Origin of the sequence: Arthrobacter psychrochitiniphilus (genome assembly GCF_003185915.1) — a bacterium.
In the GTDB taxonomy this organism is placed as follows: domain Bacteria; phylum Actinomycetota; class Actinomycetes; order Actinomycetales; family Micrococcaceae; genus Specibacter; species Specibacter psychrochitiniphilus.
On the sequence record NZ_QHLZ01000011.1, the window covers coordinates 19,336 to 45,505 of the forward strand.

Annotated in this window: 29 protein-coding genes, 4 pseudogenes and 1 riboswitch; of the genes and pseudogenes, 11 read left to right on the forward strand and 22 right to left on the reverse strand. The window is 58.6% G+C overall.

Going from position 1 to position 26,170, the window contains the following annotated elements; genetic code table 11:
• Positions 1-10: 10 nt before the first annotated feature.
• From CVS29_RS14850 to CVS29_RS14860, 3 genes are read right to left on the reverse strand one after another with little or no spacing between them, the layout of a single operon-like run.
• Complete coding sequence (locus tag CVS29_RS14850) at positions 11-814, reverse strand: SDR family oxidoreductase (RefSeq protein WP_110107119.1); 804 nt, start codon at positions 812-814, stop codon at positions 11-13.
• A gap of 12 nt (positions 815-826) precedes the next feature.
• The gene (locus CVS29_RS14855; protein WP_170121000.1) at positions 827-1,366 is read right to left on the reverse strand and encodes a MarR family winged helix-turn-helix transcriptional regulator; all 540 of its coding nucleotides are present in this window, start codon (positions 1,364-1,366) and stop codon (positions 827-829) included.
• Complete coding sequence (locus CVS29_RS14860) at positions 1,359-2,102, reverse strand: SDR family NAD(P)-dependent oxidoreductase (RefSeq protein WP_179442354.1); 744 nt, start codon at positions 2,100-2,102, stop codon at positions 1,359-1,361. The genes CVS29_RS14855 and CVS29_RS14860 overlap by 8 nt, the downstream gene beginning before the upstream one ends.
• A 257-nt stretch (positions 2,103-2,359) precedes the next feature.
• Here CVS29_RS14860 and CVS29_RS14865 point away from each other — a divergent pair, with 257 nt between their 5' ends.
• Together CVS29_RS14865 and CVS29_RS14870 are read left to right on the forward strand one after the other, a co-directional pair.
• Positions 2,360-3,214 carry an HAD-IIB family hydrolase gene (locus CVS29_RS14865; protein ID WP_110107122.1) on the forward strand — a complete coding sequence of 285 codons (855 nt, stop codon included), beginning with the start codon at positions 2,360-2,362 and terminating at the stop codon, positions 3,212-3,214.
• 45 nt (positions 3,215-3,259) lie between these two features.
• Positions 3,260-3,718 carry a hypothetical protein gene (locus tag CVS29_RS14870; RefSeq protein WP_146213072.1) on the forward strand — a complete coding sequence of 153 codons (459 nt, stop codon included), beginning with the start codon at positions 3,260-3,262 and terminating at the stop codon, positions 3,716-3,718.
• A 102-nt stretch (positions 3,719-3,820) separates the two neighbouring features.
• On the opposite strand, the gene CVS29_RS14875 is transcribed toward CVS29_RS14870, so the two are convergent.
• The 4 genes from CVS29_RS14875 to CVS29_RS14890 all read right to left on the reverse strand — a co-directional run bounded on the left by CVS29_RS14875 (position 3,821) and on the right by CVS29_RS14890 (position 7,380).
• Positions 3,821-5,125 carry an LLM class flavin-dependent oxidoreductase gene (locus tag CVS29_RS14875; RefSeq protein WP_245932263.1) on the reverse strand — a complete coding sequence of 435 codons (1,305 nt, stop codon included), beginning with the start codon at positions 5,123-5,125 and terminating at the stop codon, positions 3,821-3,823.
• 35 nt (positions 5,126-5,160) lie between these two features.
• Positions 5,161-5,925, reverse strand: coding sequence for a 3-oxoacyl-ACP reductase (locus tag CVS29_RS14880; RefSeq protein WP_110107125.1), 765 nt, complete (start codon positions 5,923-5,925; stop codon positions 5,161-5,163).
• 75 nt (positions 5,926-6,000) lie between these two features.
• Positions 6,001-6,094: riboswitch (TPP riboswitch) on the reverse strand.
• Positions 6,095-6,205: 111 nt separating this feature from the next.
• Entirely contained in the window at positions 6,206-6,685 is a 480-nt protein-coding gene (locus CVS29_RS18705) for a hypothetical protein (RefSeq protein ID WP_179442352.1), read from the reverse strand.
• 131 nt (positions 6,686-6,816) lie between these two features.
• Positions 6,817-7,380, reverse strand: a complete 564-nt coding sequence (locus CVS29_RS14890; protein WP_110107126.1) for a YciE/YciF ferroxidase family protein — start codon at positions 7,378-7,380, stop codon at positions 6,817-6,819.
• Between the two features lie 433 nt (positions 7,381-7,813).
• Between CVS29_RS14890 and CVS29_RS14895 the strand changes: the two genes are divergently transcribed.
• From CVS29_RS14895 to CVS29_RS14905, 3 genes are all read left to right on the forward strand, one after another.
• Complete coding sequence (locus CVS29_RS14895; RefSeq protein WP_110107127.1) at positions 7,814-8,083, forward strand: GlsB/YeaQ/YmgE family stress response membrane protein; 270 nt, start codon at positions 7,814-7,816, stop codon at positions 8,081-8,083.
• Between the two features lie 51 nt (positions 8,084-8,134).
• Positions 8,135-8,629 carry a pyridoxamine 5'-phosphate oxidase family protein gene (locus tag CVS29_RS14900; RefSeq protein WP_110107128.1) on the forward strand — a complete coding sequence of 165 codons (495 nt, stop codon included), beginning with the start codon at positions 8,135-8,137 and terminating at the stop codon, positions 8,627-8,629.
• Positions 8,630-8,716: 87 nt separating this feature from the next.
• A complete protein-coding gene (locus tag CVS29_RS14905) occupies positions 8,717-9,001 on the forward strand; it encodes a YtxH domain-containing protein (protein WP_110107129.1) in 285 nt (94 codons plus the stop codon).
• A gap of 84 nt (positions 9,002-9,085) precedes the next feature.
• Here CVS29_RS14905 and CVS29_RS14910 read toward each other — a convergent pair whose 3' ends face one another.
• Positions 9,086-9,724, reverse strand: a complete 639-nt coding sequence (locus tag CVS29_RS14910) for a formyltetrahydrofolate deformylase (RefSeq protein WP_146213073.1) — start codon at positions 9,722-9,724, stop codon at positions 9,086-9,088.
• Between the two features lie 42 nt (positions 9,725-9,766).
• Positions 9,767-9,898: pseudogene (locus CVS29_RS14915) on the reverse strand (L-serine ammonia-lyase, iron-sulfur-dependent, subunit alpha); the annotation flags it as partial.
• A gap of 1 nt (position 9,899) precedes the next feature.
• Between CVS29_RS14915 and CVS29_RS14920 the strand changes: the two are divergent.
• From CVS29_RS14920 to CVS29_RS18710, 3 genes and pseudogenes are all read left to right on the forward strand, one after another.
• A pseudogene (locus CVS29_RS14920) lies at positions 9,900-10,141 on the forward strand (hypothetical protein); the annotation flags it as partial.
• Positions 10,123-10,689, forward strand: a pseudogene (locus CVS29_RS14925) (IclR family transcriptional regulator); the annotation flags it as partial. The pseudogenes CVS29_RS14920 and CVS29_RS14925, both read left to right, overlap by 19 nt.
• A 6-nt stretch (positions 10,690-10,695) precedes the next feature.
• Positions 10,696-10,935 (forward strand): hypothetical protein, encoded by a 240-nt coding sequence (locus CVS29_RS18710; RefSeq protein ID WP_179442350.1) that lies wholly within the window; start codon positions 10,696-10,698, stop codon positions 10,933-10,935.
• Positions 10,936-10,962: 27 nt separating this feature from the next.
• Here CVS29_RS18710 and CVS29_RS14935 read toward each other — a convergent pair whose 3' ends face one another.
• On the reverse strand, positions 10,963-11,535 hold the full coding sequence (locus CVS29_RS14935) for a MarR family winged helix-turn-helix transcriptional regulator (RefSeq protein WP_110107188.1): 573 nt from the start codon (positions 11,533-11,535) through the stop codon (positions 10,963-10,965).
• A 106-nt stretch (positions 11,536-11,641) separates the two neighbouring features.
• On the opposite strand from CVS29_RS14935, the gene CVS29_RS14940 reads away from it, so the two are divergent.
• Positions 11,642-13,948, forward strand: coding sequence for an MMPL family transporter (locus tag CVS29_RS14940; RefSeq protein ID WP_110107131.1), 2,307 nt, complete (start codon positions 11,642-11,644; stop codon positions 13,946-13,948).
• Positions 13,949-13,975: 27 nt separating this feature from the next.
• Here CVS29_RS14940 and CVS29_RS14945 read toward each other — a convergent pair whose 3' ends face one another.
• From CVS29_RS14945 to CVS29_RS14980, 8 genes are read right to left on the reverse strand one after another with little or no spacing between them, the layout of a single operon-like run.
• Entirely contained in the window at positions 13,976-15,505 is a 1,530-nt protein-coding gene (locus CVS29_RS14945) for a cryptochrome/photolyase family protein (RefSeq protein ID WP_110107132.1), read from the reverse strand.
• A gap of 37 nt (positions 15,506-15,542) precedes the next feature.
• Entirely contained in the window at positions 15,543-16,400 is an 858-nt protein-coding gene (locus tag CVS29_RS14950; RefSeq protein WP_110107133.1) for a prenyltransferase, read from the reverse strand.
• Positions 16,401-16,403: 3 nt separating this feature from the next.
• Positions 16,404-16,793 (reverse strand): lycopene cyclase domain-containing protein, encoded by a 390-nt coding sequence (locus CVS29_RS14955; protein ID WP_110107134.1) that lies wholly within the window; start codon positions 16,791-16,793, stop codon positions 16,404-16,406.
• Positions 16,790-17,173 (reverse strand): lycopene cyclase domain-containing protein, encoded by a 384-nt coding sequence (locus CVS29_RS14960; RefSeq protein ID WP_110107135.1) that lies wholly within the window; start codon positions 17,171-17,173, stop codon positions 16,790-16,792. The genes CVS29_RS14955 and CVS29_RS14960 overlap by 4 nt, the downstream gene beginning before the upstream one ends.
• Positions 17,170-18,834 (reverse strand): phytoene desaturase family protein, encoded by a 1,665-nt coding sequence (gene crtI, locus CVS29_RS14965; protein ID WP_110107136.1) that lies wholly within the window; start codon positions 18,832-18,834, stop codon positions 17,170-17,172. Before crtI ends, CVS29_RS14960 begins: the two co-directional genes overlap by 4 nt.
• The gene (locus tag CVS29_RS14970; RefSeq protein WP_110107137.1) at positions 18,831-19,763 is read right to left on the reverse strand and encodes a phytoene/squalene synthase family protein; all 933 of its coding nucleotides are present in this window, start codon (positions 19,761-19,763) and stop codon (positions 18,831-18,833) included. Before CVS29_RS14970 ends, crtI begins: the two co-directional genes overlap by 4 nt.
• 3 nt (positions 19,764-19,766) lie before the next feature.
• On the reverse strand, positions 19,767-20,894 hold the full coding sequence (locus CVS29_RS14975; RefSeq protein WP_110107138.1) for a polyprenyl synthetase family protein: 1,128 nt from the start codon (positions 20,892-20,894) through the stop codon (positions 19,767-19,769).
• Positions 20,891-21,382 (reverse strand): MarR family winged helix-turn-helix transcriptional regulator, encoded by a 492-nt coding sequence (locus CVS29_RS14980; protein WP_110107139.1) that lies wholly within the window; start codon positions 21,380-21,382, stop codon positions 20,891-20,893. The genes CVS29_RS14975 and CVS29_RS14980 overlap by 4 nt, the downstream gene beginning before the upstream one ends.
• 83 nt (positions 21,383-21,465) lie before the next feature.
• On the opposite strand from CVS29_RS14980, the gene CVS29_RS14985 reads away from it, so the two are divergent.
• Positions 21,466-22,938, forward strand: a complete 1,473-nt coding sequence (locus tag CVS29_RS14985) for an SDR family oxidoreductase (RefSeq protein WP_110107140.1) — start codon at positions 21,466-21,468, stop codon at positions 22,936-22,938.
• Here the strand turns inward: CVS29_RS14985 and CVS29_RS14990 are convergent.
• The 4 genes and pseudogenes from CVS29_RS14990 to CVS29_RS15005 all read right to left on the reverse strand — a co-directional run bounded on the left by CVS29_RS14990 (position 22,935) and on the right by CVS29_RS15005 (position 24,630).
• Entirely contained in the window at positions 22,935-23,564 is a 630-nt protein-coding gene (locus tag CVS29_RS14990) for an ABC transporter permease (protein ID WP_245932273.1), read from the reverse strand. The genes CVS29_RS14985 and CVS29_RS14990 overlap by 4 nt on opposite strands.
• A pseudogene (locus CVS29_RS14995) lies at positions 23,556-23,901 on the reverse strand (ATP-binding cassette domain-containing protein); the annotation flags it as partial. The pseudogene CVS29_RS14995 and the gene CVS29_RS14990, both read right to left, overlap by 9 nt.
• 31 nt (positions 23,902-23,932) lie before the next feature.
• Positions 23,933-24,298: a DUF1048 domain-containing protein gene (locus CVS29_RS15000; RefSeq protein WP_110107143.1), complete on the reverse strand. Its 366-nt coding sequence runs from the start codon at positions 24,296-24,298 to the stop codon at positions 23,933-23,935.
• Positions 24,295-24,630, reverse strand: coding sequence for a PadR family transcriptional regulator (locus tag CVS29_RS15005; RefSeq protein ID WP_110107189.1), 336 nt, complete (start codon positions 24,628-24,630; stop codon positions 24,295-24,297). The genes CVS29_RS15000 and CVS29_RS15005 overlap by 4 nt, the downstream gene beginning before the upstream one ends.
• 274 nt (positions 24,631-24,904) lie before the next feature.
• On the opposite strand from CVS29_RS15005, the gene CVS29_RS15010 reads away from it, so the two are divergent.
• Positions 24,905-26,053 (forward strand): PQQ-dependent sugar dehydrogenase, encoded by a 1,149-nt coding sequence (locus CVS29_RS15010; protein ID WP_245932264.1) that lies wholly within the window; start codon positions 24,905-24,907, stop codon positions 26,051-26,053.
• Positions 26,054-26,170 lie beyond the last annotated feature (117 nt).

Here is a 26,170-nt window from a genome sequence, read left to right on the forward strand (position 1 = left end):
CCTGCGGGGCTTAGTCCCAGATGTTGTCCCCGCGCAGCGAGGCATCGGCGCCGCCGTCAGTGTAAATGGTCTGACCCGTGGTGTGAGTGTTTTCCTCGCTCGTGAGCCACGCCAGCAGGCGGGAGATGACAACCGCTTCCGAGTGGTAGTTCAGCGGCATGGGCACGTGGGAATCCACCATGGCGCGGCCTTCCTCGGTGGCCAGCAGCTGGGTTGTCATGGGAGAAATAACGGTTCCGGGTGCCACGGCATTCAACGGGATACCGGCTCCGGCCCAGGTGGGGGTGATGCTTTCGCGGCGTACCCAGCGGCTCAAGGCGCGCTTGCTTGAGGGGTAGTTCAGGTAGCCGGCTTCGGGGCCCTGCTCAGCCAGTGCTGTGCCCACGGCCACCGCGGCGGCCTCGTCGCCGGAAAGCAGCGCGTCCACCAGTTCAGGTGAGTTGGCCTGCAGCGATGCCATGGAGCTGACGACGGCGGCACGGGGGCTGGCGCTCTTGGCCAGTTCCGGCGCGAGTAATTCCAGGAATTCGGTGACACCGAAGTAGTTCACGCTCACGGTGAGCGGGATGGGTGCGGAGATTCCAGCGCAAGCGATGATGGCGTCGATCTTGCCACCGGCTGCGGCCAGGGCGTTCGCGGCAGCTTCCTTACGGCCAGCTGAAGTGCTGAGGTCTGCTTCAACATCGGCACCGCGCAGGTCCACGCCCACCACGGTGGCACCGCGGTCACGCAGGAGGTTGGCGGTGGCCAGGCCAATACCGGATCCGGCACCGGTGACAATGTAGTTGCGGGAAGTTTCAGTTGCGTTAGTCATTATTTGCACTCCTCATGTTGTGATGTTGCGTGTTGTGGTGTTGCGCTCCGATGAACCGGAGGATGTCTTGTTCTGAAATTGTGCTGCCAGCGCCATGGTTGAGCGTTCCAGTTTTTGCAAGGATCGCAACAACTCATCGCGTTCAGTCGGGCTCCAGCCGTGGAGCAGGTCATCAACTAGTCCACTTCCTGCCCGGACAAAGGTGCTGGCCACCTGATAACCGGACTCTGTCAGGGCAAACTGGTGAGCCCTGGCGTCGTCCGGATCAGAGATTTTTTCGGCTAGGCCGGCAGCCATGAGCCGCTGGGCGATCTTGCTGACGTTCGAGGGCCCGGTGACCATGTTGCGGGAAAGCAGGGAGGGCCGTTGTGGTCCTTGGGTTGAGAGCATGGTGACCATTTTTATGGCCCCAGGATCCAACTCAACCCCTTCCCTGGCAACTACGCCAGTCAGAAAGTCCGGGGCTGACCATTCGCTGATGATGCGCGTGAGCGCTTCTATCAGAGCTGCCCTGTCCTCATCTGCGGGCGTGTGGCCTGCGCCATTAGGCATTTGTACCACCATCTACTGGCAGCACCACGCCCGTCACGAAGCTAGACTCTTCCGAGAGTAGCCAAACTACTGCGTTGGCGATTTCTTCGGGCTTACCGAGGCGGTGCATGGGGACTTCAGCGGCGTAGCCAGCCTTGGCCTCTTCCGGGAGCTCGGCCAGGGATGCCGTTTCAATTGCTCCGGGGGCCACTGCGTTGACCCGGATCCCCTGTTGGGCGTTTTCAAGAGCAGCGCTGCGGGTCAGGCTGATTACGCCGTGCTTGGCCGCACCGTAGGGCGTGAGCTGAGGCGTGGCGCGGATCCCGGCAATTGAGGCGATGTTGACAATGTTGCCACCGCCATTGGCCCGGAAGTGTGAGATCTCAGCCTGCATGGACAAGAACGTGCCGCGCAGGGTGACGTTGATGGTTCGGTCCCACTCAGGCAAGGTAAGGTCCTGCAGCTCCTTGGGCATGGATCCAATGCCGGCATTGTTTACTGCCAAGTGGAGTCCACCAAAAGTTTCCACCGCAAATTCTACGAGTGCGGTGACGTCCTCGGGAGAACTGACATCGGCACGCTGGTAGGCGGCGTTGCCACCAGCTTCTACGATGAGCGCAACAGTTGCCGCACCGGCCTCGTCATTGACATCCGAGACAACAACAGCTGCCCCTTCGGCTGCCAAACGCTGAGCAATGGCACGGCCAATCCCGGCGCCGGAAGCGGTGACAAGAGCTACTTTGCTTTCGAAAAACATGATTTCTCCTTTTTCTCAACCAATTATTTACTGTCCTAAAGACAGCATACTCCTTTTTACTGTCTTGTCGACAGCAAATTTTTAAGGTGTTCCTGGATCTGCATGAGGGCCCGCACGCGCCAGGCGTGAGGGCCCTCATGATGTGGCTCTTTTATTGGCTAGTACTCTCCGAGCACCACCGTGGCCACCTCGCAAAGGATAGCTAACCGGTGCTGTTCTAGAGGCAACTGAAGCTAGCACGGGTAGACTCCCTCATCATGAGCCTCGAGAGTCCTGCAAGCACCAAGACCATTCAGGCCGTCTTCCTTGACGTGGACGGCACCTACGCAGATTATGGGGTTGTCCCAGCCGCGCATGAACAGGCCGTCAAGGATGCAAGGGCGGCCGGACATAAGGTCCTTATCTGCACGGGACGGCCTCTGCCAATGCTCCCCCCAAGTATCCTTGGCGCCGGATTCGACGGCGTGGTGGCAAGCGCTGGCGCGTACCTTGACGTTGGCGGTGAGGTACTCATTGATCGACGCTTTTGCGCTGACCTCGCAGCTCGTGCCCTCGCAGTATTGGACGCACACAACGCGGTTTACATCCTCGAGGCGCAAGACGCCATTTATGTCTGCGCTGCAGCCGAAGCCCGGCTCCGGGCACACATCGAAGCGCACTTTGCCAACGCACCGGCGCAGCTGAGCAAAGGTTCCGCCTCCATCTTGGACAAGCTTGTCCCGTTGGCTGATCTTAGTTCCGTGGTATTCGCCAAGATCTCCGTCTTTTCCTCCCCTGCGCCCATGACGGAACTTGTGGCCCAGATCGGTGCTGGCATTGACGTGGTGGAAAATTCCATCGCCGCAGAGGGGCTCCACGCCGGGGAATTATTCCAAGCTGGAATCAGTAAGGCTGACGGCGTTGCTGCCGCCATTGCGTACCTTGGTATCACGCGAGAAAACACCATCGCTTTTGGTGATGGGCACAACGATCTGGAAATGCTCGCTTTCGCAGGGCTCGGCGTTGCCATCGAGGGATCCCCTACAGAATTGTTGACTATTGCAGATGCCACCGCCCCACCTCCACGTAAAAACGGTATCGCCACAGCTTTTGCCTTGCTCGGACTGAACTAATCTAAGCCAGTCCAGAACCAATCTAAGCCAGTCCAGTGTGCCGGGTTGCCCGGCCCACCGCGGACGGAAGCCAGCGCGTTGCGGCTCCTTCCTGCCCTTCTGGCACGCATCATTGAATCACTGCCGCTGTTCTGGCCCGGAGAGCATCTCATCCAAGCCCCAACCACTCGAAAGTTCACTATCAGCGCCTCACTCCTGAGCCACGCAAACAAGGTGCGAGTCATCGATTCTCAGGGTAAGGATTTGGCGCAGGGCTCCCCCACTCTCAGTGCCGAGGCACTAAAACACTCACTCGGGGCAGAGATACCCTGCGGTGAGTACAAGTCCCTGTACTGCAAGACGGGCACTCTGTATAGGATCGTCACCATGAGCAATACCGCTCAGTTCTCCCACCCCAAATCCGTGCGTTTAGCCCTTCTCTTAGCTGCCGCGGCCACGTCCTTAGCTCTTACTGGCTGCGGGTCCGCCAGTGGCCCCTCACACCACAACAACCCAGCTTCATGACGTCATCTCTGATGCGGGGGTATGAAAATGCAACCCAGGGAGGACGGTTTCATTGTTCCCGCCCAGGGTCAGAAAGCCGGAAATTCCACGGACGGTACGGGTTCATGGAATTTGGTGACGCGCGGGCCGTGCCAGGCCCAGGTTTTCACGCAGCGTACTTCCTTCATAGGCCGTACGGAACAGCCCGCGTTCCTGCAGGATCGGAACCACCAAGTCAACAAAGTCCCGCAGTGAATCGGGGTACGCGGGGCACATCAGGTTGAACCCATCGCACGCCCCAGATTCAAACCAGGCCACCATTTCATCCGCCACCTCGGTGGGGGTACCAATCATGGTGGCATGGCCTCCCCCGGCGGCCAGAAAACCCAGCAATTCGCGCAGTGTGGGCTTCTTGGTCTCGATAATGCGTGCCACGGTGAGGTACCGGCCTTGAGGGCCGGTAAAGGTGGAAGCTGGCGCCAATGGCGCCACCAGATCATCCAGCCCATGAGTACGGTAATCCATGCCCGTGAAAATATTGAGCTGAGTGATGGCCGCATCAATGTCCAAGTAGGCATCCAGCGCCCGTTTCTTCGCCAAGGCCTCTTCACGGCTTGCGCCCACATATGTCACAAGACCCGGGAGCACAGGAACCTGCGTCCCAGCACGGCCTGCAGCGTCCAGGCGCCTTCTGATGTCTGTGGCGAACTCAAGTGCGGAGTCCTGATCCCAAGACACCGAGTAAATAGCTTCGGCAAAATGAGCAGCAAAGTCCCGCCCAGCCTCGGAGGAACCGGCTTGAAAGAGCACCGGGCGCCCCTGCGGAGAACGCGGCACGTTCAGTGGCCCAGCCACCTGGAAGTACTTGCCAACATGGTTAATGGGCTGGATCTGCTCCGGATCAAGGAACATTCCCTTCTCCCGGTCTCTTGGCAATGCCTCATCCGACCAAGAGTCCCACAGTTGCCCTAACACCCGCACAAATTCATTGGCCCGTTCATAACGTTCCGCGTGAGAGGGCAGGGCCGCAAAACCATGGTTTTGCGCCTCGGCATCAAACATGGAAGTCACAATGTTCGCACCCACCCGGCCCCCGCTGATGTGATCCAGTGATGCCAGCATGCGTGCTGCGTGAAAGGGCGTGTAGAAACTTGAGGAGACCGTGGTGACCAGGCCAATGTGCGTTGTGGCCCGGGCCATGGCGCTCAACGCCGTAATCGGCTCAAGAAGCCCGGGTACCCCGGCAGAATACTGGCGGTTGACGGCGTGCCCGTCGGCGAAGAAAACCGCGTCAAGACAGCCGGTTTCGGCCAGCTGGGCTAGTTCCTCGAAATACTGTATTTGCCCAACCCGGGCTGCACTGGACTCAGGATGCCGCCAGCCCATGGTGTGGTGTCCGGCCCCGAAAAGGAACGCGTTGATGTGCATCGCCCGGATTGTGGGGCAGGAGAGCGTTTCCATCCTTAGTTCATGACCAATCCGCCGTCGACTACAAGGTTCTGCCCCGTGACGGCTCGGGACCAGGGTGAGGCGAAGAATAGTGCTGCGTCAGCAAATTCGGCCGGGGTAGTCACCTTACGCAGTGGGGTACCACCGGCAATCAGTTCAAAGACTTCCTCTGGGGTGGCCGCTGAGGCGTCAGTGGTGCGCAGCAATCCCCCGGAGACCATGTTCACGCGAATATTGGACGGGCCTAGATCGGCAGCAAAGGTCCGGGTCAGTGCCAGCAACGCCGCTTTGGCGGCGGTGTAGTCGTGGTAGGGCACTACCGGGTTTTGAAACAGGTTGGTGCCGATGTTGATGATGGAGCCCCACCCTGCAAGAGCCATGCCTGGAAGCGCCGCCTGAATCGTGTTAAGCGCACCTCCCACAACACCGGAGAACTGTGCCGTGAACTCACCGTATTCAATGGCATGGGCTTTGGAACGGCCGTCCCCGTTGAAGGAAAAATCAGGCAAGGCATTGTTGATCACGGTGGTAATGGGTGCAGAGAAATACTCCGCAGCAGCTGCCACCATGTCCTGTACCTCTTGGGTGTTGGTGACATCTGCCCTCAGCGCAATAGCTTGCTCGGGACCGCTTTCGGCGGCGAGTCTCTGGGCTGATTCCTCGCTGTTGCGGTAGTTCAGCACCACTTTGGCGCCTTCCCGGGCAAAGGAGCGTGCCACATCCGCGCCTAGGCCTCGGCCGGCTCCAGTGATCAGTACAATTTGGTCCTTGATTTGCATCGCATGCACCCTTCAGTAGTGCGAAAGGATGCCAGGAACGCTCCAATACGCCACCCTAAGGGCTACGAATCGTCATTGCTGCAGGACCGGCATCCCTTCGCTCGGATTATCGAGATCAGGTTCAACGGGTCTAGCTCTCAGCCGCCAGGCGGCACCCCGTGTCGTGTCCACCGCCCAAGCTACCACGGTTGCAACTCCGGGGCGCATCTGGGTCACAGTGCTTTAGGCTTTAGGCTTTAGGCTTTAGGCTTTAGGCTTTAGGCTTTACGCTGTGGGCGGGTCACCCCTTGGCGGGGTCGACGTCCTCCACGTACGTTTTTCCATCTGCTCCCGTTTTGATCAGGTAATCATTACCGGCTTGTTCCACGGCGTTTTCCCCTGCTTGAACAGCGCGGTCAGTGGCGGGTTCGTCAATGGCGGAACGTTCCGCGTCACCAAGAATAGCGCCCAGACCTTGGGAGTCTTGGGTTGGTTCTCCGGGCGGAATCACTTCCCCATGTCCACGGGCGTCAGGTGCCTCGCTGACGGCGGTCTGACTCATGTCCGCGAAGGTTTGCTGGCCTTGGTGAGACCAACTGACATGGACGGATGCCGAGCCGTCATCCGGTGTTTTCACCACCGTTTCGATGGCGTTTTCCGGCGCTCCCATTGCCTGCAGCTTCTGCTGGTAGGAGCCCACCAATTCTTTCAGGGATTCGGGCGTCCAATCGCCATCCTGGAGTCGGATGGAGATTTCTACTGGTTCAGCACTGTAATTCATTTTTTCTCCTGGCAGTTGGGCAGATAGTGGTTTGCTTACAGAGGGCATTGCTGGTCATGAAAGTAAGCGCGGCAACGCTTCCTTCGCGCGCTAACGGCCGGCGCACTCACGCCGGGATTTAGGATCAGCAACTAGACGCTTCCCGGGGGCAGGTAGGGCGGAACCTCAATCACAGCATGGCCAGCACCGTTTGCACCATCTTGGTCTCTGGCATCCGCCTGGGCCAGAGTGTCCGCGGCTGCCCTCAGTTTTTCAAGGGCTAGCTGCTCCCGTGAGTAGTTTTGACTCAAGAGTGGAACTGCTTCGGTGACGTCGAGGGATTTTGCTTGTAGGAGGAGAGACTCGTACACGGCCACCTCATGGTGCTGGCTTTCCAAAGCCCCGGCAACAACAACAGCGTCTACGAGTGTGTTGTCAGTTTTGGCCATAAAAGATTTCAATTCTTTGGCCAGACCCTTGGTAGTGGGCGAGGGATGCTGGCTGTTTTCCTTACCCATCAATGCCAGGCACTGTTCCAGATTCTCAATGTTCAGCCGGGTTTCTTGGGCATGTTCGTCAAAGAATTCCGTGAGAACACTGCGCATCGCTGACTTTGACAACTCCTCCATCAAATCCAAAGAATCGTGTTCCATGGTCAGCGCAGTTCCAAGCTTGTAGCAAAAAATCTCATCAAGTGTTGTGAATCGTTCAAACATAGCGTTTCCTCCACAATCGTTTTGGCACGTAGTGAAACAAGTCTTCTTGCTGCGTCAGTTCTAGGACGCCCTCCTCGTTTCTAGACTCTAACCACCCAGTGAACAAATATCCAAGATCTTCCTGAGGTAATCGCCGTGAAAATTCAGCGTTATCCGTATGGATATCTCCGTTGGGACGGCTCCTTGCAGGAACCCCGGCAGGAATCAATGTCACTGCTTTCCAGCAATACTCAGGACCGGCCTTCCACCGCAAATTTACGTATCTTGGCGTGCATTTAGTCCAAGAATGTGGTTAGGGTAGATGAGTCGATCCCGTTGGATCGATGGCAAAAACTCGAAATGCGTGCAGTATTGATGCACTGAGAGCAGTGCATGGAGACCGTTCTCAATTACGCCATACGAGTAAAGACTTTCTTGCACTTTAGGAGTAACCATGGGTTTCATCGGATGGATTATCTTGGGTCTAATTGTCGGCGCCATTGTTAAGGCAGTTCTGCCAGGACGGGTTAACGGCGGTTGGATCACCAGCCTTGTATTGGGTGTGGTTGGCGCCATTGTTGGAGGATGGATCGGAGACCTTCTCTTCGGCGGCGGAAAAATGGAATTTTGGAGCCTAGGCTCGTGGCTCCTAGCCATTGTTGGCGGCCTGGTTGTTGCGGGCGTCTACGGAGCCATCACCGGCCGCAACAAGTCAGCAGCCTAGCCAGAGCAGCGTGCTAACCAAAGCAGCGTCCACTTTAGGAGGAATGTCCCCATGTTAACGAACGAAGATTCAGCAACCGAAGACCTCAACAAAGTCCTGACGATCATCAATTCGCACCGCATTTGCATGTTCACTACCCAAGGCCCTGACGGCTTGCTCAGTCATCCAATGACGGTTGCCAAGGTCGAGGACAGCGGTGAACTGTGGTTTCTCAGCTCTGCTGGCACCTCCCCTGTTGAACAGGCGCAGCTGGCACCAGAGGTTAACCTTTCCTTCGCGGGAAAAGACCAGTGGCTCTCACTTCACGGACAAGCCGCAGTGATCACCAGTGAAGCGAAAGCGCGGGAATTGTGGAATCCGGCAGCCGCTGCTTTCTACCCGGATGGCCCCGAGTCCAAGGAATTGGTCTTGATCCGGGTGCGCCCCGATGGTGCTCAATATTGGGAATCTCCCGGCGGCGTCTTGGCCACTGTGTTCAAGTGGGCCAAGGCACGCATCAGCGGGGAAAGAATTGATGCAGGAGAAAGCGGCACTGTGGATCTCTGAGCGGTAGATCTCTGAAAGGGTGCTTGCTTTCTTCACGAGCGCAATTTTTCCCTAAAAAAGAGCCAAAACAGGACGGATGGAGTACGTATGAAAGCTAAGTTGACGTTCATTGCAGGCCTTGGCGCTGAATATATTCTAGGAAGTAGGGCCGGGAGGGCTCACTACGATCAACTGAAATCCTCGGTGCGGAAGCTCTGGAATAGAGATGAAGTGCAGGGCACCGTGGCGAGTGTCCAAGAGAGCGTGAAAGCCCAAGCTGGCGAAGCTGTGAACAAGCTGGTTCACCAGGTTCTCCCAGCCAGGGAATCCGTTGCCGAAAATTCCGATGCGTTCCGCTATGCCGGACTCCACAGTGGACGCGGCAGAGGCTAAGCACCGCGGACCAGGTTGACCACTTTGCCCTGTGCGAAGAGTTAGCGCTTGAGATGCGGGCGCGCATCTCAAGCGCAGCACCACCTAGCGCAGCACAACGGTCCGGTTACCGTGAAGAATAACGCGACCTTCACAATGCCCCTGGACTGCGTTACTCAATGCCTTGCACTCGGTGTCCCTGCCCGCCGCCACAAGATCATCGGGTCCGAAGATGTGGTCCACTTCCACAATTTGTTGGGAAATGATGGGCCCTTCATCGAGCTCGATGTTGACGTAGTGGGCAGTGGCACGCCCGTCCAGCTTCCGGGTCAAAACATCACTGAGCACCTGCATATAGCGGGCCAACACCACCAGCTCAACGTCCAGCTCATTTACCAATTCCAGTAACCGAGCCTCAGTAGCCGGCTTAGTCGCGGCGGAGATGGGGACATGGAAAAACTGTATGCCATGCCATTGCGCCAACCGCTCATGGTCCAGGTGGTTGGAGACTACAGCAACAATATCCACCGGCAGTTCCCCGGTCTGGGTCCTGAACAGCAAGTCATTGGGGCAGTGCTCAAACGTTGAGACCATGATCAACACCCGCCTTTTGGCGCCATGGGGGCGCATGAAGAAGTGCCCCTTGGGTTCACCTTGGTGACCGCTGGCCCCAACAGCGCCTTGATCAAGATGCCTGCGGTCACTAAATTGCAGGTTATCAATAATGTCCGCCTCGCGCTCCAGCCCTTACCCTTGGCCGGAATCATGGTGTGTGGTGGTCATGGCTCAGCACTCAATCGCGTTCACGGCCAGGCCCCCGCGGGAGGTTTCCTTGTACTTGCTCATCATGTCGGCACCTGTCTGACGCATCGTTTCGATCGCCTTGTCAAATGATACTTTTTGACTACCGTCACCGTGCGTGGTGCATGAGATCGCCAAGACCTTCCCCGATCAGAAATCCGCGATACCTGGGTGTGGTTCCGGTCAGGCATCAACACGGACGGTACCGTGTGCAAGGACATTGACACAGTCTTGGAACCAGGCATGGTGGTCTCCTTGGAGCCCATGGTCACCGTCATGGACGGTCAGCCCGGAGCTGGCGGTTACCGTGAGCACTGCATCTTGGTAATTGGCGAGGACGGCGCTACAAGTTGGGTCTGATCGCCGTGGCCGGGGCGCTCCTGGCGGAACTGGATGAACGCCGCGTGGCTTACCCCTTGCTCCAAGTCTTGCCCGAACGCACAGGGGAAACCAGCGCTCTGATGTTGTGGAATGGGCGCGAATCCATGTGTGTGCAACAATTCCCCAGCACCCAGCAGGTCAAGCACACCGCACCCTTCGGCGCCCGGTACAGTGACGCAATGAGCGCCTCCGTCCAAGTATTTTTGGCTCTGGAGCCGGAAGAAAGGGTCCGGGAACTGATGTTTAACGGCACCATTCGCTTTGCTGGTTTAGATGAAGCCGGGCTGGAGGCCTACGCAGTCCGGCTCGGAGACGTAGCAAAACGCGGATATGCCACCAACTATGGGGAATCGGCCTTGGACGAGGTGGGTGTGGCCGCCCCCGTCTTTGACCACCGCGGTCATCTGGTGGCCGCCGTACTCATCCCCGCGCCACGGTTCCGCGTCTCCCCCGAACAATTGGCAAATTTGGGCGAGGCCGCCAAAAAGTGCGCCCGCGCGATCACCTTGCGGCTGGGTGGCTCCTGAGCGGGCATGAAAAAGTTTTACCGACTGACGGCGGCGCGGCTAAGCCCGTGGGCCGATGACGTCACTGAGAAGTTAGCGAACGTGTCACTTTCCTCCGAAGAGCCGGCTGAACCAGCCGCCGGCAAGGCTCTAGACCGGGCGGGGTTTGGACTGGTCGCTGGGAGCCTGAAGGAATGTCTGGCCTCAGGCCACAGCGAAGACCTGGACAGCGGCAAACTGGAGAAGCTGTTCCTGTCCTTGGCGTAAAACGTGGCGCACCTTCACTGCGGCGGTTCAGCCCTGTTGCGCCCAGGCCACACCATTGAGGGAAATTTCTTGGCTCATGTCATCAAGGAAACGGATCACCACATCGCGTTCTGCCTGACTCAACCGCGCCGCCGCATAGAATCGCTTGGCTTGTTGGCGCCCCACCGTGTCCATGGCCGCTTGCCGGGTTTTCGCAGTGATGGTGATCGCCAGCGCCCGGCGGTCGGTGGGATGGGCCTGACGGATGATGTGTCCCGCACTTTCGAGCCGGTCCAGCAGCTTGGTGGTGGACGCCGTCGAGATTTTCAGGTGAGCGGCAATGGCACCGGGGGTGGCAATGTCTTGGGTGTTCGCCGCTACGATCAAGTAGTGCAGCGCCCGCATATCGGATTGGTTGAGTTTCATGTACCGCAGCGAGGCGTCCGAGAGCTCCTTCTCGGCAACGCGCAGCCTACCCAGCGCAGCCATAAGCTGGCCAATGCTCTCAATTTCGGCCGGGGCCATTGCCGCCCGGTCAATGAGCTGACTGTCGGGGTCGGCAGCATTCACATCGTAGAGGTTTCTCGGCAATGGAGCTTCATTTTCCTTGATACTTGCCATGAACATAATTCTATCCCAGCTCCTATATAAAGAGCTCCACTTGTTGCAAGCTTTAGTATTTACTAGCTAAACTAGATTAAAATTTGTTAGCGATGGAGAACTGAATATGAGCAGGCACAAAGCCAGCCCTCACGCCGGGACAAATCCCGGCAAACCACAGCACAAACCCCGAAAATGGCTGAGGACACTGCTGCCGGCGCTGATCATCATCGCTTGGTTTGTTGGCGGCTCCATTGGCGGACCCTACTTTGGCAAGGTCAGCGAGGTCTCATCTAATGATCCAACCACCTACCTGCCGTCCTCCTCTGACGCCACCCAAGTACAAAAACTGCAGAGTGATTTCCGTGACTCTGACGAGATTCCCGCCGTCCTGGTCTTCTCCAGCACCGACACCCTGAGCCCAAATGACATAGCGGCGGTGTCTGAGCAAGTTTCAGAACTGACCAAGATTGCCGGCGTGGGCCAGGACGTATCCCCTGCCATCCCCTCAAAAGACGGCCGGGCACTCCAGGCTTTCGTTCCCATCCAATCCGATGCCGACATTGGCGAGATCGTCACCACCATTGGCACTACTCTGCGCGCATCAGCACCTGAGGGCGTTTCAGTTCATGTCACCGGCCCGGCCGGATTCACGGCAGATTTGATCGAAGGTTTCTCCGGGATCGACGGGATCCTGCTCGGCGTGGCTCTTTTGGCTGTGTTCGTCATCTTGATTGCCGTCTACCGCTCCCTGTTGCTCCCGGTGGCCGTGCTGGCCACCAGCCTGTTTGCCCTGTGCGTGGCCCTACTGAGTGTCTGGTGGCTGGCGAAAGCTGGAATCCTGCTGCTGAGCGGCCAAACCCAGGGCATCTTGTTCATTCTGGTCATTGGCGCCGCCACGGACTACTCACTGCTCTACGTTTCTCGTTACCGGGAAGAGTTGCGTATCTCCACGGATAAATGGTCCGCGAGCATGGCGGCCATCCGCAAGTCCGCAGAACCGATTGCCGCTTCCGGCGGGACAGTTATTGTGGGCTTGCTTTGTCTGCTGCTCAGCGATTTGAAATCCAACAGTTCACTAGGACCAGTAGCTGCGATAGGCATAGTCTTTGCCATGCTTTCTGCCCTGACTCTCCTACCGGCACTGTTGTTCGCTTTTGGCCGCAACGCGTTCTGGCCGCGCCGGCCCAAATATGAACCAAACGTTGTGGCAGCAGAACATGGAGTGCACGCCACGGGTGTCTGGGCCAAGCTGTCCCGAACCATCAAACGCCGTCCGCGCTTGATCTGGATGGTGACCACCGCCGTCCTGCTGATAGGCGTCTTTGGCGCCACCACGCTCAATGCCAGTGGGGTTCCGCAATCGGAGCTGGTATTGGGCTCCTCCGAGGCACGTGATGGCCAAGCCATCTTAGGCCAGCATTTCCCGGGCGGCACCGGCAGTCCCGTGCTTGTTGTTGTGCCACAGGCGCAGTTGCAGGATGCGGCGGATGTGCTGTTGGCGCAGGAGGGTGTTGACTCTGTCTCAGTTGTTGCGGCAGATGCCCCCGGCGGCAGCGCCACTGTCACAGCCCAAGGCATTGGAGCCATGGGCGCACCCGGGGCAGCAGCTCCCCAACCCACAGTGGCCAACGGGGACATCATGCTACAAGGCACACTCGCTGATGCCGCGGATTCTGACGCTGCCTCCTCCGTGGTGCGCGAGCTACGGACCGGCCTCTCCGGCGTTGTCCCGCAGGCTCTGGTGGGCGGTGTCACGGCCACCTCGATTGACACTAACGACGCCTCCATCCATGACCGCAACTTGATCATCCCCGTGGTTCTGGTGGTCATTCTGCTCATCCTTATGATGCTTCTGCGTTCTGTCCTGGCACCGGCGCTGTTGGTCCTGACCACCGTGCTGTCCTTTGGCACGGCCTTGGGAGTGGCGGCCTTTTTCTTCAACCACGTGTTCCACTTCCCCGGCGCCGATCCCGCGGTCCCGCTCTTCGGATTCATCTTCCTTGTAGCCCTGGGCATTGACTACAACATCTTCTTGATGACTCGAGTGCGGGAGGAATCACTCAAACATGGCACCCATGACGGGATCATCCGCGGGCTGGTCATTACTGGTGGCGTGATCACCTCGGCAGGGCTGGTTCTGGCCGCTACTTTCTCGGCTCTTGGTGTAATTCCCATCCTCTTCTTGGCCCAGATTGCCTTCATCGTGGCGTTCGGGGTGCTGCTGGATACCTTTGTGGTCAGGTCATTGCTGGTCCCGGCCCTCAGCTACGATCTGGGCAAAGTCATCTGGTGGCCCTCCAAGCTCTCCCGGGCAGCCACGCACGCCAGCGGCCATGGTGACGGAGGTGCCGACGGTGAGGCTGACGGAGCTGGCGCCGGAGACGGGGCTCACGGCGGCCAGCTAGATACATTGTCCGCTCACCGAAGCTAAGGCAGCAGCTCGAGGCGGTGAGGCGCGCTAGAGCAGCGCCTCACCGCTTCGAGCGCTTTGCTTCATATGCTCATAGGCTGCAAGCGCAGCTGCACGTGATTCCTTGAGGTCTACAACTGGCTCGTGACTAAGTGTCGGGGCAAACTGTGCCTGGTACCGGCCGTGTGGATCGAATTTTTTGGCTTGCAGTACAGGGTTGAAGACCCTGAAATAGGGTGCGGCGTCAGTACCACACCCAGCTACCCACTGCCAGTTCGCCGGATTGGATGCCGCATCAGCATCCACGAGGGTGTCCCAGAACCAAGCCTCGCCGGCTCGCCAATGGATACCCAAATTCTTCACCAGCAAACTGGCAACAACCATGCGCACGCGGTTATGCATCCACCCGATCTGCCATAGTTGACGCATGCCGGCATCCACCAACGGGAACCCGCTCTCGCCTCGGCACCAGGCAGTGTAAAGCTCATCGATGATTGCTTGGCCCGGCTCGCTCTCACCGGATCCGCTCACAGATGCTCCGCTCGCAGCGCCCGCGCTACCGGGTACGGGCAGCACCGTGGTGGGCCAAGACCAATCAAAGCCGTCAAATTCCGGGCGAAGATTCTGCTGGTGTAAGTGCGGCTGGTGGTAGAGCTGGTTCCAGCAAAAGTCCCGCCAGGCCAGTTGGCGCATGATGGCCCGGGCGCCGTCGGCGGCTTCTCGGTTCGCCGCGGCCAAGGCGCCCAATGCTTCCCATACTTGGACAGGGCTCAGATGCCCCCAGCGCAGTGCGGGCGAAAGCCGGGAGGTTTCATCAGAGCCGGGCCGGTCCCGTCCTGTGAGGTATCCGGCGGCAACCTCATCAAGGACCAGCGCTAGCCTTTCATGGGCGGCGCCCTCACCAGGTGTCCAAGCGTTGGCTAGCCCTGCGGACCAATCCGGAGCCTTGGGCAGCAGTTCCCAACTTTCTAGATCGTCGCTGCTGCTTCCCGCCCTAAGCCCGTCAAGCTCCAGCTGTTCTTGGGCCCTCTCTGGTGCGGGAAATTCGGGGCGCAGCGGGAGGGCAAGCAGCGCGTTATAGAACGGTGTGAACACCTTGTAGTGCCTCTCTTCCTTGGTCTTAACAACCCAGGGTTCGTGCAACAAGGTGCCGGAATAGCTACTAACGGAACAGCCAAGTTCCCGCAGGGCTGCCTTGATTTCGGTATCAACGCTGCGTTCTCCCCCACCGTACCGGCGGTTCCAGTGCATGGACAGCCCGTTGGCGGGCAGCCCGAACAGTGTACACAGCTTGCTAACCAACTCAGTGACCAGCGGCGCTGCCGGCCCCTTCAACAGCACCAGCGGAACGTTCAGCGCGTCGAGATCCTTGGATAAGTCCACCAGACTGTGGTGCAGCCACCACTTTGCACCAGCACCCAACGGGCGGATGCCCTCAGACTCTTCATCAAGAACAAACACTGCCACGGTAGGCACGTGAGTATCTGCCATGGCTGCACTGAGTGCGGGGTGATCGGCTAGACGGAGGTCGTCACGGAACCACACAACGTTAATGGCGCTCAGAGCAGTTTTTCTCATGTCGATGCTATTCCTTCTCTCAGGCAGGTGGTAGGCGTCATCGGATAAAGGCGTACCAAATAAGAATCATGGTGATGAAGAAACCGGTCATGTAGTTGAGCCACAAGAAACGCACCCAGCCAGCGTGCGCCCGGCCAGAATCCTGCTCCCGTAAAAACAGATACGGCAACACATTCAAGATGTAGGGCAGTGCCAACACCGCGGCTAAGGGGCCTGGCCAATCAGTGAACAACAACAAAATGCCGCCTACCGCATAGGCGCCAGCCGCAAACCCCACAGTCAACCGGGCACCCAGCACCGTGCCAATGGAACTTAGCGAGGCCGCCCGGTCAGGAACAATGTCTTGAACCGCGCCGAAGGCCTGGGATGCAACGCCCCAAAGGAAAAATGCAGCAGTCACGGCAACCAATTCGGTGTTGAAATGGGCTCCCGCTAGGACCAGCCCGTAGACCATGGGAGAGACAAAGTGGATGCTGGAAGTCATTGAATCCAGAAAGGGGCGTTCCTTGAACCGCAGATGCGGGGCGCTGTAGGCCACCACTGCCGCCATGGAGAACAGCAACACCAGGTTCGCCTGCCAAGAGCCCACCACAGCCAACACAATGAGGAAGGGAAGCAGCCCTAGAACGCACGCAAAGAGTATTCTGCGGTGTTTGCTCGGATCCACCAGCGCACCCTCCGCGCCACCCTTGCGCGGGTTGAGCAGATCGGATTCGTAATCAAAAACATCGTTGATTCCGTACATGGCCAAGTTGTAGGGAATGAGGAAAAATAGTGTGCCCACCACAAAGATCCAGTCAATGGCACCCGTGCTTAATAAATACGCGGCAGCAAAGGGGTAAGCGGTATTGACCCACGAGACCGGGCGGGAGGTGGCGAAGAGTTCACGCAGCAAAATTCAGAGCCCTTTCCTTGTTGTCTTAGCTGCTGTTATCTTGGCCGCCGGCTGCTGTTCCACAGACCTCGCAGGTGCGGGCGCGCCCGGTGGGCGGCCGCCGGCAAGCCACCACAGCGCCGGGGCGAAAAACACCACACTCACCGGATAGCTGAAGTCTTCCAAGGGGGCCAGCCCCACCCGCACGCCCAGTAGGGTCTTTTCGGCATAGGCAAAAAGGCCTGAGCCAATCATCACATTGTCAAAAATAGCCGTCAGTAACACCAGGGCCAGCAAGGCAATGCCCAGCGCTGGCGCTACACTGCGCAAACTGATGCGCCGCACCCAAAGTGCTATAAAAAGCAACAACACCGAACCGGCCAAGAAATACAGCGAAAGCAAGGCAAAACTCACAGCTCCCCCTGATCTGCGCGCTGGGACTGAGCCGGGCCATTGGAACTAGGTGAGTGCTCTAGTTTAAGCAGTTTCCGGTATCCGCTCCAGCGCAGGAATCCTAGCACTGCCAACATGCTCTGGTAGCAGAGGAAGAAAAGAAAAAACGCTTCTTCCATCGGCAGCTGATCGCCCAGCATGATCCCCGTCATGAGAGGAGAATCAAGGTGCAAAAAGATGCCCTGTTCTATGGCGATGACATCCCAGAGCAGGAAAATGCCGGTCCCACCCAGCAGTGAGACCGCTGCCGGTAATGGTTGGGAAAAGAGGAACAGGCGGTATCTGGCATCCAGTAACGCCAGGCAAACAATGAGTACCAACAGAATCAGCAAGTACGTCACCGCTCTGCCCGCCTCTTGGCAGCGCTTTGAATGGCGGGACCAAATTCCAGCGGACCGGGTTTCTTGATCCCGTTGATGCGTTTGGTGACAAGTTCGGCACTGATCAGGCACATGGGGATACCGATCCCAGGGCGTACCGAACTGCCAGCATAATGCAGGCCAGCAACCTTGGGGTTGTGGTTTGCCGGCCGAAAAAATGCGCTCTGACGCAGTGTGTGGGCCAAGCCCAAGGCTCCACCCTGCCAAGCGTTGACGGTGTTGAGGAAGTCAGCAGGTCCGTAGCTTTGACGCACCACAATACGTTCGCGCAAGTCAGGGATCCCGGCCCAGGACGCAATCTGGTCAATCGCGGCGTCTGCTACTTCCTCCACTTGCGCGGCGCCCGTGCCGTCTGGTCCGCCGCCTCCCCACGCGGGCAGTGCCGGTGCGGGGACTAGGACAAAGAGGTTCTCGTGGCCGGCGGGTGCCACCGAAGGGTCAGTGTGGCTGGGCATGCACACGTACACACTGGTTTCCGGTTCGAGGTCTCGGCCTTGATGGATCCGCGCAAAATTTTCCTCCCAGTCTTTGGTGAAGAAAAGATTGTGGTGATCTAACTGTGGAATTTTCCCCTTAATACCTAGGCACAGCAGCACGGCGCTGGGGCCGGGGTCCCGGCGTTTCCACGAGGCTTGCGAATGTGCACGGAATTCCGGTTGCAGCAAGTCCGCTTCGATATGGTGCAGATCGGCTGCGCCCACGACAACGTCAGCTTCTTGAACATTGTGCTTTATCCCGGACCTAGCGGTATTAATCCACCGGACAGCCTGGACCTGGGGTTTGCCCGTGGTAGCAACATCTATGCCTTCAACCTGAGCCTCGGTGATGATCTCCACACCCGCTTGAAGACAGATCTGCTCCATAGCATCAACCAGGGCGGCAAAGCCTCCCATGGGGTACCCAACACCTTGGGTGAGGTCCAGATGACTCATCAAGTGATACAGGGCGGGGGTTCGCTGCGGGCTGGATCCTAGAAAAACTGCCGGATACCCCAAGATCTGGCGGAGCCTACCGTCGGTGAACCGCTTGGCTACATGCTTCTCCAAGGAGGTGCCCAGAAGCGGCGCAAGTTGTGGCAGCAGCTTCAACGTATGGGGGTTGATGAAGGATTTAATGGAAGAGAAATCGTCGTAGAGGAAATGTTGCAGGGCAAGGTTGTAGCTTTCCTTGGCCTGTTCACGGTATTGGCTCAGTGCTGCACCGCCCCCGGGCGCCAAGCCTTCAAAGACGGCGTCGGCGTTTTCTCCAGTGGAAAGGTCCACGGGCCCGGACTCTCCGGCAAACCACACTCTGTAACCGGGGTCCAGCGCCACCAGGTCCAAGGCTTCCTGCGTAGAACTGCCCATCAGCTCAAACCAGTGTTCAATGACCTCAGGCATCAGATACCAAGAGGGTCCGGTGTCAAAACTGAACCCGTCTCGGTGCAGGCGCCCGGCACGTCCACCTAGGTGCTTTTGTTGCTCTAACAAGGTGACCTTGTGGCCCGAGGCCGCCAATAAGCCCGCGGTGGCCAGCCCGGAAAAGCCTCCCCCGATCACCACCACCTGCTGTGGCCCCGCCGCAGGAGTCTGTTTCTTGTTGGTCTTCACGGTGTGCTGTGCTCCTTGTTTGTTCTGGCTCATCGGCGCAGCCGTGTCAGGGTCTGCGCGGACAATGCCCGAACCGCGATGGCTGCTTTGTGCAATGGCGCTACTGACACGCGCCGCCCCAGCAGCTCTGCTGCGCTGGTGCGGTCCAGCTGAGTGTTGAGCTCACTGAACAAACCATGAGCCACGGACACTGCCACAGCTGCACGTAACGGCAAGAAAGGTATCCCCTGTGCTGCGGCGTTGAGGTCCGCACGGATTTCAGCCACCAGTTGATCCTTGTGTTCTTCAGAGAAGTCTTGCGGATCCAGCCCGGGGAAATAGCTACGGCCCAGTTCGCTTGTATCCGAGGCCAGGTCACGCAGGAAGTTGACCTTTTGAAAGGCAGCTCCGAGCCGTCTAGCGGCAGCTTCCACTTCGGCGTTCTGGCCAGCGTTTGCCGTGGGAGAGGAGAGGAAAACCTTCAAACACATCAGCCCCACCACTTCGGCGGATCCGTAGATGTAGGTATCAAGTGAAGCCTCATCATGGTCAGAGACAGTCAAATCCTTGCGCATCGAGGCAAAAAATGGGCGCGTCAAGGTGGAATCAATGCCGCACTGCCTTGCTGTGCACGCAAAGGCGTGCACAATCATGTTGGTGCTGTATCCGCTAAGCAGAGCCGCCTCAGTCTCCGCTTCCAGCCGGTCCAGCGCTTCCTCCGTGGCGGCTACGCTCAGCCCGGCTTCCCTGGCCACGCCATCCACCACTTCATCAACAAGTCTCACCAAGGCATAGACGTTGGCAATATGTGTCCGTGACGCCTGCCCCAGCATCCGGCAAGCCAGCGAAAAGGATGTTGAGTAGGCACTGATGACCACCCCGGCGCTGCGTCTTGCTGTGGCTGAGTACAGCTCCAACGGCGTCAGACGCTCTGTGCGCGGACCTGTTTTTGCCGATGAATGCTCTGTTGTGTCATGACTCATGATTTAGGCCCCCCTGTTCAAAATGAGTAGCGCGAAGTCCTGGAATTGTTCGCTCACATGTTCCGGTAACCGCATTTGCTGTGCAGACACGATCGCCTTCTCACACAAGTCTTGAGCAAGAGCCCGCGCCTGGGCTTCCACATCCGCAGCTTCCAAAACCGAACGAAGCGATTCCACGGAGTCGGTGTGGGCGCGCAGCATGCTCAGGCTCGCCCCGAATTCGGGCTGTTGGGCTACGAGCGCGGTCAAGATGGTACTTTTCCCCTCACGCAAGTCAGAGTCTATTGACTTTCCGGTCCGGGCTGGGTCCCCAAAAGTTCCCAAAACGTCATCGATCAGCTGATACGCCACCCCGAGCTGGCCGCCAATACTAGCCAGTGCCTCAGCCGCCTCCATGCTCGCACCGGCCAACAACGCACCTGTGTGCAGTGGGAATTTGAAGGAATACGAGGCCGTTTTGAGCTCCTCCATGAGCAACACATCCCGAACCTTTGCCGGGGTTCGGCCCAGCGAATACAGCAGGTCCTCCAGCTCCCCAGCGCCTGCGTGATGGATGGCCCGCTGAAAGGAACTCTCCAAGGCTGCCGCGTGCGGATGGGAGCCGCCGGCGCGCAGCGCCAGTGAAATGGAGGCAGAGAGCAGCAAGTCTCCGGCGATGATTGCGGCACTGTGACCTGCATGTTCGGCATCAATCAAGCTCTCGCCGGTGTGGAGGGCATCATCACGGTACAGGGCGGAAAGGGTGGGGCGCCCTCTGCGCGTGAAGTCCCTATCAATCACATCGTCATGAAGGAGCAACGAGGTGTGCAGCAGTTCAAAAGCGCAACCCATACTGACGATCCGGTCATTGCTTGGCCTGCTCCCGCGCAACGCTGCAGACCCTTCTCGAGCAAAGGCGTCATGGCCAAGTTTTACTAGGCGGGGACGGGTCAGTTTGCCGCCGTGCAGCGATCCACCAATCCGTGACCATAAAACTTCTGTTGCCGGCGAATACTGTGCGGCGTCTGTTGTGTAGTTTTGCACTATCTGGGAAAGTTCTCCGCGCACACTAGCGTCAAAGGCCGCTTCCTGCTCGGTGCTAAAACCAGCTGGCTGCGGCGTGGTGGTGGTGGTCCAGGTCGACAAGCTCATAATTGTGTTCCCCTTTTCGCCGTCGCGGCCGCTGCCAAGGTGTCAATGCGGCCATGAATTGCTGCGAGTACATGTTCTAGATAGCTTGTCACTATCTGCTGCTCATGAGCGGAGATGTTGTTCATTGATTCACTGGAAGCGTCAAAAAGCGGACGCATGGCCGCCACTACCAGTTCCACTGTGCCGGTACTGGGACGAATCAAGATACTTCTTCGGTCTGCGGGGTTGGGTGTGCGAACAACCCTGCCGCGGGCGCTGAGCCTGTCAATCAGCGCGGTGGTGGCTGCAGTGGATACCCGCAGTTTTGCGGCCAACTCGCTCGGTGTCAGAGGCGTTCCAAAGGTGAGGTGTTGCAGCGCGTCAAAATCTGTTTCGTTGATTTCGAGCTCGCGGCACAAGGAGTGCTTCAGCGAATCATTAAAGAGAAGAACCTCATGTAGCAGCCGTGATGCGCCCTCTTTGGCGGGATCTTGGAAAGTTTCTGACATTTTTTACCTCGATGGGTTGATTGCTCTCCTATCTAGATACATTATGGGGTAAGTAACTAACAACTGTCGAGTAGGTGAACCTTATGAGTAACATTGCTGTCACGGGCGCCACGGGATACATTGGCGGGCGTCTGATTCCCATTCTGCTCCAACAAGGTCATGATGTGCGTGTATTGACGCGACGGGCCAATGCCCTACGGGACGTGCCGTGGAGTAATCACGTCAAAGTGGTTGTCGGTGATCTGGCAGATCCGCACGCGGTGGAAGAACTCTGTGATGGTACGGAGGTTCTGTACTATCTGGCGCATTCCATGAGCGGAAGCCAAGATTTTGGCCCGGTCGAGGAACGCTGCGCGAAGGTCGTAGCAGCCGCAGCGAAGGAAAAAGGGCTCAAGCGGCTGATTTACCTTTCCGGCCTGCACCCACAGGGTCCGCTGAGCAGGCACCTGAGCTCCAGGGTCAAGGTGGGCGAGATTCTAGAATCTAGCTCCATCCCTACCCTGACATTACAGGCAGGGCTGATCATCGGTTCCGGTTCGGCTAGTTTTGAAATGGTCCGGCACCTCACAGACGTGCTTCCTGTAATGCCCGCCCCCAAATGGGTACTCAACCGAGTCCAGCCCATCGCGGTCCGGGACGCCCTGCACTACCTGACCAAAGCCGCTGCACTCCCGCCTGAGGTTTTTGGGCGATTCGATATTGGCGGCCCGGAGGCGCATAGCTATGGAGATCTCATGCGCCTTTATGCTGATGCTGCCCATATTCGGCGTCCCCAGATAGTCCCGTTACCGGTCCTGACGCCGTGGCTGGCCGCACAATGGGTGAACTTGGTAACCCCCATTCCGCGATCCTTGGCCATTCCGCTGGTCGAATCCCTGCAGCATGACTGTGTCATGGAGAACCGTGACATTGACACTATTATTGACCGCCCGGAAGGCGGGCTGATGGACTATTCACAGGCGGTGGAGTTGGCGCTGACCAAGTTGCGGGAGGACACCGTGGAGACCACTTGGGTCACAGCCCACGCGTTGGAAGCTCCTGCGGATCCATTGCCCTCAGATCCTCAATGGACGGGGCATACTGTCCTGACTGACGTGCGCAAACGCGAAACGAAGGCCAGCCCCGCCAGCGTTTTCAAGGTCATTCAAGGCATCGGCGGGGAAACTGGCTATTACTCCCTACCGAGCGCATGGGCACTGCGCGGCATCATGGATAAATTAATGGGCGGAGTCGGGTTGCGCCGTGGCCGGCGTAGCCGCGAGAATCTGGCCCTTGGCGACGCTGTGGATTGGTGGCGGGTTGAGGAGATAGTCCCCAACCAGCTCTTGCGCCTGCGCGCCGAAATGCGAGCCCCGGGGCGTGCTTGGCTGGAATTCTCGGTGGAACCTGCTGGTACCGGAAGCCACTACATCCAGCGCGCTGTGTTCTTCCCCCACGGCCTAGCTGGGCGCCTGTACTGGCTGGCCATTCTCCCCTTTCACGGCCAGATCTTTTCTTCCATGTCCAAGCGCATCACCGCGGCTGCAGAGGAGCTAGAACGCCAGCCGCGGCCTTAAAGAAACTTCCTGCGGTAGGCCACCAAGGCAAAGGTGTACGCCACCATCAGGATGCCCCCGCACCAAGCAAGCGCAACCCAGATGGTGCCACCCACCGGTGCCTGCGCCAGCAGTTCCCGGATCGCTCTAACAATGGAGGAGACAAGCCGATGCTCCGCGAACCACTGGACCGCTCCAGTCATGGACGCAGCGGGCACAAACGCCGAGCTGATGAAGGGCAGAAACATCAGCGGATAGGAAAAAGCGCTGGCACCATCAACTGTTGTTGCGGACAGTCCGGCAAAGACGGCCAGCCACGTCAGAGCCAAGGTAAATAACACCAGAATCCCGGTAATAGCCAGCCAGGCCAATACGCTGGCTCCTGATCTAAAGCCCATGATCAGGGCCACGAGCACCACCACAATAACGGAGACCAGGTTGGCCACCAAGGACGTCGAGACGTGCGCCCACAGGACGGATGGGCGGGCAATCGGCATGGATTGGAAACGCCCAAAGATGCCACCCTTTAAGTCATGGAAGAGCCGGTAAGCGGTGTAGGCCCCACCCGAGGCGATCGGCATCACAGTGGTGGTGATGATGGTGTCCGGGCAGCGGGTGATGTGCCGCAGGGAGCGGCCAAGCAGCACGGGGGCCCCTTGGACAGCAAGTTCCTTCACAGCCGCCCACACTTCCAGGCGTGCCTGCGGGTCAAGGCCCGAGTGGATCTCATCCACGGCGGCGAACTGGCCGGTGAGGCTGATTGACTCGCGTACCTGTTGACTCGTGTACCTGGGCCGGCGCGGTGGTGACGGAAAAGCCATTGACGGCGCCAGCTCCGGCGTCGGGCTTCAACAGGGTGGAAAGGATCTTGATGAGAGTGGTTTTGCCGGCACCGTTGGCGCCAAGCAGGGCGAGAATGCTGCCTGTGGCAACCTCACGGTTGACACCGCGCAACCCCTTCGCGCTCTTGTAAGACTTGTGCATGCCCGCACGTGGATCATGGGGGCCGGGGCGTTCATGGCTCCTGCCCCTGCGCCACCGCCCGCTCGATCGATGTACTCAGCCGGGCCCGCTCCTTCCTGATCCAGCTGCCGCCACCGTAGTTGTCCATAAAGAGCTCCGCGAACTCCACAGGATTGGCCCCGAGCACATCGCGGACGGGGGTACCGGCCGCCGCGCTCTGTTCAAGCAGCTCAACCAGGTCATCCAGCATTGCGATGAGAGATTTTCCGTCATTGCTGGGCCCCATGAACATAAGGTAGCGCTCCAGTGCGGCCGCCGCCTGGCGATACCCGCCGGGCAGAGCCTTCACCCGCGCCTTGTAGTCCCGGTACGCCTTCTTTTGCTCGAGCGGTCCGGTAACTTTTTCAATCCAGCTCATGCTTCATTCCTTCCATGGTGGAGCGTCTCGAGCCGCTGCGAGAGGAAGCTCCAGGTTTTCCAAAATTCCGCCAGGTAGTCCCGCCCCTGAGCGTTCAAGGCGTACACCTTGCGTGGCGGCCCTTTCTCGGAGGGCACCTTTTCGACCTCAACCAGGCCGTTTTTTTCAATTCTCACCAAGAGCGCGTAGACGGTTCCCTCGGCAATATCCGTAAAGCCTTGCTCACGTAACCTCGCCGTCATGTCATACCCGTAGGCGGGTTTCACGGCGAGCGTGGCTAAAACAATCCCCTCGAGCGTTCCCTTGAGCATCTCGGTCATTTGCTTGCCCACAGGCAACATCCCCTTGCTACTAAGTAGTATTGACTACCACTACATAGTAACACCAGCTAGTGGGCGCGGAAGGGCTTTTGCTCGCGTTATTTGCCCGCCTTATTTACAGCGCTATTTACCCGCGGGCGACGCCGTCTGCGAACCTACCGCCGCACGCTCACCTGCGCAGGGCGGGCGCGTCTTGCGCCGTCGGGCGCGTCCCGCAGGCAATTGCCTGCTGGTGGGTCAGATAGTGTGGGCAAAACACGGGACAGACCACTATGAGGAGTCCACCATGAGCTGGATGCGTGCCCTGCGAGCCATCATGGCCGCACTGATTTCCTGCCTGCTGATGGCCTCCTGCGCCAGCGAACCACCTACTCCCACGCGGTCCGCCTCGGCCCAGTCCACGCCCACACAGTCCACGCCCACACAGTCCACGCCTATACAGCCCACGGCCACCCAGCCCGCACCTTGGGGCCGTGTTTCACAGGTGGCGTCAGGACTGGAAGCACCCTGGTCCATTACGTTTCTGGACGGCGCCGCTCTGGTCAGCGAACGGGACAGCGGACGTATTATGGAACTCTCCGCCGACGGCACACCACGCACCATCGGCACTGTCCCTGGAGTGCTGCACGGGGGCGAGGGTGGCTTGCTCGGTTTGACGGTTGATCCCCAAAACCGCTTATACGCATACTCCACGGGCGCGGGAGGCAACCGCATCCAACGCTTCGAGGTCACAGGCACGGCAGGGTCGCTGGCACTGGGCGCGCCGCAGAGCCTCCTCGAGGGGATCCCAGCAGCCGGGAATCACAACGGCGGCCGCCTCGCCTTTGGTCCGGATGGGCTCCTTTACGCAACTACTGGGGACGCCGGCCAACGCTCACTGGCCCAGAATCTTCACTCGCTGGGCGGCAAGATTCTGCGTATGAGCCCCGACGGCGGTGTGCCTCCAGATAATCCTTTTCCCGGCTCCTACGTTTACAGCTACGGGCACCGCAACCCGCAGGGCCTGGCGTGGACAGAGGATGGGACGTTATTCGCCACAGAATTCGGCCAAAACACGTGGGATGAGCTCAATATCATCACGGCAGGGAACAATTATGGCTGGCCCACAGTGGAAGGAATCGCCAGGACTGAAGCGTTCACCGATCCAGTGCAGCAGTGGCGCCCCGAGGAGGCGAGCCCCAGCGGCATCGCCTACGCCAACGGCGCACTGTACGTTGCCAATTTACGCGGGGAGGTGCTGCGCAGGATCCCCGCTACTGATCCCACAACGGCCAAGGATTGGTTTACCGGTAAGTATGGACGCATCCGGGACAGCGCCCTGGCCCCGGACGGTTCCCTGTGGCTGCTGACCAACAATACCGACGGCCGAGGCAATCCGGGACAGGGCGACGACAGAATCATTGCGCTGAACCTCAACGGGGCTAGTGAAAAATGAAATATCTGAAGGTAGAGCCATTTTCTCCCAGAAAGGTTCAGCCGTTGACCTGCGGTTCTGCGGTTCTACGGTTCTGCGGAGCAGGGTTGAATTCTCTGGCGAACGGTCATTACCGTT

Coding starts and splice junctions, on each gene's coding strand:
- CVS29_RS14940 (WP_110107131.1), top strand. CDS start 11,642: ATGAGCAGGCACAAAGCCAGCCCTCACGCCGGGACAAATCCCGGCAAA.
- CVS29_RS14855 (WP_170121000.1), bottom strand. CDS start 1,366: ATGCCTAATGGCGCAGGCCACACGCCCGCAGATGAGGACAGGGCAGCT.
- CVS29_RS14905 (WP_110107129.1), top strand. CDS start 8,717: ATGAAAGCTAAGTTGACGTTCATTGCAGGCCTTGGCGCTGAATATATT.
- CVS29_RS14945 (WP_110107132.1), bottom strand. CDS start 15,505: ATGAGAAAAACTGCTCTGAGCGCCATTAACGTTGTGTGGTTCCGTGAC.
- CVS29_RS14935 (WP_110107188.1), bottom strand. CDS start 11,535: ATGGCAAGTATCAAGGAAAATGAAGCTCCATTGCCGAGAAACCTCTAC.
- CVS29_RS14900 (WP_110107128.1), top strand. CDS start 8,135: ATGTTAACGAACGAAGATTCAGCAACCGAAGACCTCAACAAAGTCCTG.
- CVS29_RS18710 (WP_179442350.1), top strand. CDS start 10,696: ATGAAAAAGTTTTACCGACTGACGGCGGCGCGGCTAAGCCCGTGGGCC.
- CVS29_RS14970 (WP_110107137.1), bottom strand. CDS start 19,763: ATGAGTCATGACACAACAGAGCATTCATCGGCAAAAACAGGTCCGCGC.
- CVS29_RS14985 (WP_110107140.1), top strand. CDS start 21,466: ATGAGTAACATTGCTGTCACGGGCGCCACGGGATACATTGGCGGGCGT.
- CVS29_RS14890 (WP_110107126.1), bottom strand. CDS start 7,380: ATGTTTGAACGATTCACAACACTTGATGAGATTTTTTGCTACAAGCTT.
- CVS29_RS15000 (WP_110107143.1), bottom strand. CDS start 24,298: ATGAGCTGGATTGAAAAAGTTACCGGACCGCTCGAGCAAAAGAAGGCG.
- CVS29_RS14860 (WP_179442354.1), bottom strand. CDS start 2,102: ATGTTTTTCGAAAGCAAAGTAGCTCTTGTCACCGCTTCCGGCGCCGGG.
- CVS29_RS14980 (WP_110107139.1), bottom strand. CDS start 21,382: ATGTCAGAAACTTTCCAAGATCCCGCCAAAGAGGGCGCATCACGGCTG.
- CVS29_RS14850 (WP_110107119.1), bottom strand. CDS start 814: ATGACTAACGCAACTGAAACTTCCCGCAACTACATTGTCACCGGTGCC.
- CVS29_RS14880 (WP_110107125.1), bottom strand. CDS start 5,925: ATGCAAATCAAGGACCAAATTGTACTGATCACTGGAGCCGGCCGAGGC.
- CVS29_RS15010 (WP_245932264.1), top strand. CDS start 24,905: ATGAGCTGGATGCGTGCCCTGCGAGCCATCATGGCCGCACTGATTTCC.
- CVS29_RS14975 (WP_110107138.1), bottom strand. CDS start 20,894: ATGAGCTTGTCGACCTGGACCACCACCACCACGCCGCAGCCAGCTGGT.
- CVS29_RS14895 (WP_110107127.1), top strand. CDS start 7,814: ATGGGTTTCATCGGATGGATTATCTTGGGTCTAATTGTCGGCGCCATT.
- CVS29_RS18705 (WP_179442352.1), bottom strand. CDS start 6,685: ATGAATTACAGTGCTGAACCAGTAGAAATCTCCATCCGACTCCAGGAT.
- crtI (WP_110107136.1), bottom strand. CDS start 18,834: ATGAGCCAGAACAAACAAGGAGCACAGCACACCGTGAAGACCAACAAG.
- CVS29_RS14865 (WP_110107122.1), top strand. CDS start 2,360: ATGAGCCTCGAGAGTCCTGCAAGCACCAAGACCATTCAGGCCGTCTTC.
- CVS29_RS14875 (WP_245932263.1), bottom strand. CDS start 5,125: ATGCACATCAACGCGTTCCTTTTCGGGGCCGGACACCACACCATGGGC.